Raw genomic sequence first — 6,000 nt, 5'->3', positions numbered from 1 at the left:
TGTTTCACCTCAATATAAGGAATTATACAGATTTAACCACTGAATTTTTTTCCATACCTTTAATCATAAAAAAGAAGTGAAGTGAGTGAAATAGTGATATAGAACTGTTTTTTATAGGTATATGCGTTCAAAGTTATTAAAATAGTCCTATTTTTCTGATGATCACACCATAAAACAAGGACGAACAAACATCCGTATTATAATTGCATCGCGAACACATGTTCTGGTAAAATGAAAAAATATAGGAAGGGAAACACATGGATTCGATGTTAAAACGCTCATTAAAAGAAAGAACATCTCTATATGAGAAGAGACGGTCGAATTTCAAAAAGGTCAATCATTGTTCATCAAATCAATGAGAGTTATATAAGAGCTTATTGTTTTAAGAGCCGACAAACAAGGACGTTTACATCTGAAAATATCCTCGCTGTTTCTCCTGCGGATCAGAAAAAAGTAGTTTGGAGAATTTCTTAGAAGTAGGAGGATCACTACTTGAAAAGCTGATTTGGGTGCTATCTCATTGCAAAAAATTGTTTCTTGACTTATCATAAAGATAAGGATAAGGATAATTTCTAAAGAAATTGCATAAACTAAAAAAGACCCGACTGTTGATAGCAGTCGAGTCCATTGTACAAAGTGGCCCATCAAAGGGCTGGCTCATTAGAAATTTAGGAAATAGACTTTCCCTAGGAACTTTCCAGGCTCAAGGGAAGGTCTATTTTTTGTTTATATACGACAACAAGGCTAGAATAAACATGCTAAAAGCAATCATTAAATAGAACACTTGAAAAGTTGTCATCAGCATCACCCCCTTTCCATAGAGGGTAGGGGATGAGCCAGCTTCCCTTGAGTGAGCCAAGACTTTGTACATTGAATATTTTACCACATCACTCCAAATGCTTAGAGTGTTTTTTTATTGTCCAAAAGCAAAGTGTTGATGGGAAGTATATAATTCTTCGTGAAACATACATGAATAAAAATCGGATTCGAAGAAAAATAGAAGCGGGTTGAAAAGCATTAGAAAGTTCGAGAAAATCACCCTGTTCTATTAGATAAGGTATTACTATGAAGGGGAAGTGTCATGACTAAGAGATTTTATATAGTTAGAAGAGGACATGAAACTGGAATTTTTACGACTTGGGATGAATATATGAAAGCTGTGAGTTGCTATAGTAAGCCTGAATTTAAGAGTTTTGCAAGCATGAAAGAAGCTCAAATATTCTTGATGAAGGTGATGAAAAAGAAAAAACACAACCAAAACCAACTGCAAAAGTTGAAAAAGAAAACACAGTTGTTGCCTACATAGGCGGAAGCTATAAAAAACAGCCAAAAAAGTATTCCTATTGTATATTACTGATTTTACCTGATGGTAAACAGATTAAAGGTTTCGGGCGAGTCTAAGCCAATCATTCTTAGTACTATGGGGCTGATGGGTTGAAAAAAACCCCTGACCTTTATAACTGGGTCGGGGCTGGATTCTGTTTGGTTGGTATCTATATCATACTTTGGGCACCAAGAGGGTGACTATAAATTATACTTTTGCAGTCGTTTATAAAAAGTACTTCTTGGGATATCTGCCAGCTTTGCTGCTTTTGAAACATTGCCTTTTGTTTTTTGCAATGCATCAATAATTGTGCGTTTTTGAAGATGTTCTCGAAAAGTTAAGTGATCGTCTTCTTCAGATGTGATGTTATTGGCCAACTCAAGTTCACTTAAAATCGGCTCGTATTGTGATGAACTGATGAATCCACCTGCTGGAAACAAAACCCTTAACCGTTCAAACATATTAAAAAGTTCGCGAATATTCCCAGGCCAATGATATTCTTGAAGCTGCATAAAAAAGAGCTCTGAAAACTCCGCATTCCATTGATGTTTCTTCTGAAAATAGCGAAATAAAGCAGGAATATCTTCTTTTCTTTTTCTGAGAGGGGGGATTTTTATAGGATAAACATGAAGGCGATAATATAAATCTTCACGAATTTTCCCTTTTTTCAGTAAGTCTGTCAGATTACGATGGGTCGCGGTAATCACTCTAATATCAAGCGGGATTTCAGAAGTCCCACCAATTGGTGTAACATGTCGTTCTTCAATGACTCTTAACAGAGCAACTTGCATAGCATAGGGAATCTCACCAATTTCATCTAAAAAGATCGTTCCTTTGTCAGCTTGTGCAAATTTCCCTTTTGAGCCGCCTTGTTTTGCTCCTGTAAATGCCCCCTGAACATAGCCAAATAGTTCACTTTCCATTAATCCTTCGGGAATGGCACCACAATTGACTGCAATAAACGGGCCATTTTTTCTAGAACTACTTGCATGGATAGCTCTTGCAGCCAATTCTTTTCCTGATCCTGTCTCCCCCCATATGTAAACATTTACATCTGTATTTGCAGCAAGTTTTATTTCATGAAGTGTTTTTTGAAATGATTTGCTTGTTCCCATCTCCCCAGCAAAGTTGAGCGAAGGGATATATGTTTTTACGGTTTTGTTACGAGGGGTTTCTGCTAATAAGATTAATGTTCCAATCGACCTTCCATTGTTTTCTGAGGTGATCAGTTCCTCCCATTCACTGCGAAACCCTTGATCAAGTAGATGTTGAAGATGCATCCCATACCATTTTGAAACTCGTTTACGAATTGGACTGCTTGCGGACACAATGACTTTCTTCTCATTACAGAGGATATATGGTTCGTTAGACTCAATCTTTTCAAGGCAGAGGTTGATCAGTTCCATTTCTTTCTTTTTTCTATATTCTCCGATTTCACGTTCAATTGCATGTGCGGCTGTAGCAGCCATTCCTAGCATAAAAGGGTGTCGTTTGTCGGTTAGACAGGAGATATCAATCACCCCGATAAGTTTGCCGTCATCGTCTCTAATTGGGGCAGCAGAACAGCTCCAGTGATGAGAAGCGACAGCATAATGTTCCGGTCCATTAATCGTGACGGCTTCTCCTGTTTCAAGGGCCGTTCCAATCGCATTTGTACCAACGTCTGTTTCTGTCCAGCGGACACCTTCGACAAAATTAATTTTCTTTGCTTCATGAAGAGTCTTTTGATTTCCAGTTAGTGACAAAACATAGCCATCAGCATCAATCAACAAGGCCATCATTTCTGACTGTTCCAATTCAAGACTGATTTTTTTTAAATAAGGCCCGGCAATGTCAAGAAATAAGGAATGCTTCTTTTTTTGAGTGTTGAATAAATCTTTTTTTAAGATTGACTGTCCTTTATCTAAATACGGATTCACATTTGCATGTTTACAGCGATACCATGATTCTATAACTCTTTTTTTCAACCGGGCTTGATCAAGCAATCCCTCCTGAACAAAACGCTTCCACGTATTTAAATAGTAGGGCGTCAGATTCATTCCATCCTCTCCTATAGGTTTTTTTTCATTATAGATAATAATTAAAGCGCTTTCAACATAAAAAAACTTCGCACCTTAGAAGATGCGAAGTTATAAAGTAATGGTTTAATAGTGAACGGCTTGCCCTGTTATTTGTAGTAAAGCTTCGTGAATGGCTTCTGAAAGTGTTGGATGTGCAGTGATAAAATCCTCCATCGTTTCGGCTGTCATCTCAGCATACATCATGACAGCCGCCTGCCCAATCAGTTCAGTTGCATCTGGACCAACAATTGATACTCCCACTATCTCATGATATTCAGGCTCTGTGATGATTTTGACTTTACCTATCGGTTCATTTAATATAAGCGCTTTTCCATTTGCACGAAATGAGAATTCCCCAATCTTAATATGACCAAAGCGCTCCCTTGCTTTTTTTTCATTTAACCCGACACTAGCAATCTCAGGTGATGTGTAAATACAGCGAGGAATCACCTTGCCATTGACTTGCGCGGCTTTGCCAGAGGCATGGGAAGCGGCAACTGCCCCCTCATGAAAGGCTGCATGTGCAAGTTGAACACCTCCAACAATATCACCACAAGCATAAATATGCGGTATATTTGTCTGCATACTGTCATTGACTTGAATTCCTTTTTTGTCGTAGTGAACTCCGATTTGATCTAAGTTTAAGTTTCTCAGTCGCGGTTTGCGACCAATCGCTACTAAACAAAGATCTGCATTCACTTCCAAATGCTCGCCACGATGATTCAGAATCGCTTTCTTTCGAGAAGGGGCCAGTTCTTGTATTTCTGCAGATGTTAGAACATTCACCCCTGTTTCTACAAGTTTAGCTTGTAAAAACTCGGCAATGTCTAAGTCTTCTTCAGGTAAAATTTGAGCTGCTTTTTCAACGAGAGAAACTTTTGTACCCATTCTGCTAAAAATACTAGCAAATTCGCAGCCAATAATGCCTCCTCCTATGATAAATAGTGAGTCAGGAATGGCTGGAAGGTTCATTGCCTCACTACTATCAATCAGCCATTTTCCGTCAAAAGGAGCAAATGGCAGCTCTGCCGGTTCTGATCCTGTAGCAATGATGATCTGCTTCGCTTTGATCATCTCCGTTTTCCTATCCCCTTCAACACGAATATCATGTTCAGAAAGAAATGATGCTTTTCCTTTTAAGATCTTAATCTGATTCTTATCCATTAAATAGCCAATCCCTTTGATCAGCTCCTTTACAATTGCTTGTTTTCGGTTTTGAACAGCTGACCATTGAATGACTGGTCTATCACATGAAAGGTCGATCCCGAACTCGCTAGCAGACTTAACTTTTTCATACATATCGGCACTTTCCAGCAATGATTTTGTCGGGATACATCCTTTATTTAAACAAGTTCCTCCCAAGGGCCCTTGATCAATTAAAACGACTTCTCGACCTAAACGAGCTGCTGTAATCGCGGCTACATATCCGGCAGGTCCTCCTCCAATAATCGCCAGTGTCATTGTTTTTTCACCTTCTTCCTATAATAAAATCGTTGCTGGGTCTTCTAAAGCTTCTTTCACACTGCGAAGAAATGCTGCTGCAGGAGCTCCATCCAATGCACGGTGATCAAACGTTAAACTTAATGGAAGAATATCACTTTTCGTTAATTGGTCCCCCTTATAAAGAGGTGTAGAAGATATGGTTCCAACACCAAGAATCCCCGTTTCAGGAGTGTTTAAAATAGGTGTAAAATATTCCACACCATATGCGCCAAGATTGGTGATCGTGAAAGTCGAACCTTGAATTTCATCAGGAAGCAACTTGCCGTCCTTCACTTTTTTTCCATAATATTTGATTTTCTTTGCTAGTTCGAGCAATGGAAGACGGTCGGCATGTTGGATAACAGGCACAGCCAAACCACTTTCCAAAGCTGTTGCGATCCCTAAATGAACATGATCAAAAACCGTTAGACTGCCGTCTTGATATACACTGTTCATCTGTGGGTGCTTCAACAATGAAACCGTCACTGCTTTTGCAACAAGATCGGTCATCGTCAGTTTCATGTCATATTTGGCTTTAACAGTTTCATTTAGCTGAGCCTGCAAAACTGCTAATTTGGTTACATCAGCTTTCATTGTAATCGTCAATTGTGCAGTGTTTTGCAAGCTGTCCGTCATCCGCGAAGCAATCGTTTTTCGCATCATACTGACAGGATGTTGTTGATGTACTATTGGGTTTGGTTGTCTTTCTGGGCGATCATCCAGCTCCTTTAAGACATCAGCTTTTGTAATTCTTCCATCTGGACCCGTTCCTTTCAATGTCTCAATATCTAGCTGAGCACCTTCAGCTATTTTGCGAGCTACAGGAGAAATTTTAATCCGTTGCTCTGCTTTCCGTTGATCTTTCATATCTGTAGCCGCCACTTGTTCAGTTTGAGCACCAATAGAACAGATGACGGTCCCCGGTGGTACTCCCTGTCCTTCAGGTACTTTAATGTCGATGACAGTTCCTTCTGCTGGTGCTTCAATATCCATTTCAATTTTTTCAGAATGAATGCTTGCAATACTTTCTCCTTTTGCAACAGCTTCACCGACTTTTTTGTTCCAGACGGAAACCGTACCTTCTTTCATTGACATACCTAACTTTGGCATCACAACCTCAACAGCCATTTCTCT

At 39.2% G+C, this 6,000-nt stretch carries 6 protein-coding genes; 2 read left to right on the top strand and 4 right to left on the bottom strand.

What is annotated here, in order from left to right; translation table 11 throughout:
• Positions 1-715: 715 nt before the first annotated feature.
• Positions 716-799 (bottom strand): putative holin-like toxin, encoded by an 84-nt coding sequence (locus tag PDT38_RS19475; protein ID WP_394356277.1) that lies wholly within the window; start codon positions 797-799, stop codon positions 716-718.
• Positions 800-1,081: 282 nt separating this feature from the next.
• Between PDT38_RS19475 and PDT38_RS12935 the strand changes: the two genes are divergently transcribed.
• Complete coding sequence (locus PDT38_RS12935; protein ID WP_270802142.1) at positions 1,082-1,306, top strand: RNase H1/viroplasmin domain-containing protein; 225 nt, start codon at positions 1,082-1,084, stop codon at positions 1,304-1,306.
• 128 nt (positions 1,307-1,434) lie between these two features.
• Complete coding sequence (locus tag PDT38_RS12930; protein WP_270802140.1) at positions 1,435-1,524, top strand: YnfA family protein; 90 nt, start codon at positions 1,435-1,437, stop codon at positions 1,522-1,524.
• On the opposite strand, the gene PDT38_RS12925 is transcribed toward PDT38_RS12930, so the two are convergent.
• From PDT38_RS12925 to PDT38_RS12915, 3 genes are all read right to left on the bottom strand, one after another.
• Positions 1,525-3,363: a sigma-54-dependent Fis family transcriptional regulator gene (locus PDT38_RS12925; protein WP_270802138.1), complete on the bottom strand. Its 1,839-nt coding sequence runs from the start codon at positions 3,361-3,363 to the stop codon at positions 1,525-1,527.
• 105 nt (positions 3,364-3,468) lie between these two features.
• Complete coding sequence (lpdA, locus tag PDT38_RS12920; RefSeq protein ID WP_270802136.1) at positions 3,469-4,845, bottom strand: dihydrolipoyl dehydrogenase; 1,377 nt, start codon at positions 4,843-4,845, stop codon at positions 3,469-3,471.
• 18 nt (positions 4,846-4,863) lie between these two features.
• The gene (locus tag PDT38_RS12915; RefSeq protein ID WP_270802134.1) at positions 4,864-5,994 is read right to left on the bottom strand and encodes a dihydrolipoamide acetyltransferase family protein; all 1,131 of its coding nucleotides are present in this window, start codon (positions 5,992-5,994) and stop codon (positions 4,864-4,866) included.
• Between the last annotated feature and the right edge of the window lie 6 nt (positions 5,995-6,000).

The organism is Bacillus changyiensis (assembly GCF_027706145.1).
GTDB lineage: Bacteria > Bacillota > Bacilli > Bacillales > Bacillaceae > Bacillus > Bacillus changyiensis.
The sequence above is the reverse complement of the archived record's forward strand: the minus strand, read 5'-3'. Positions and strand labels throughout refer to the sequence as shown.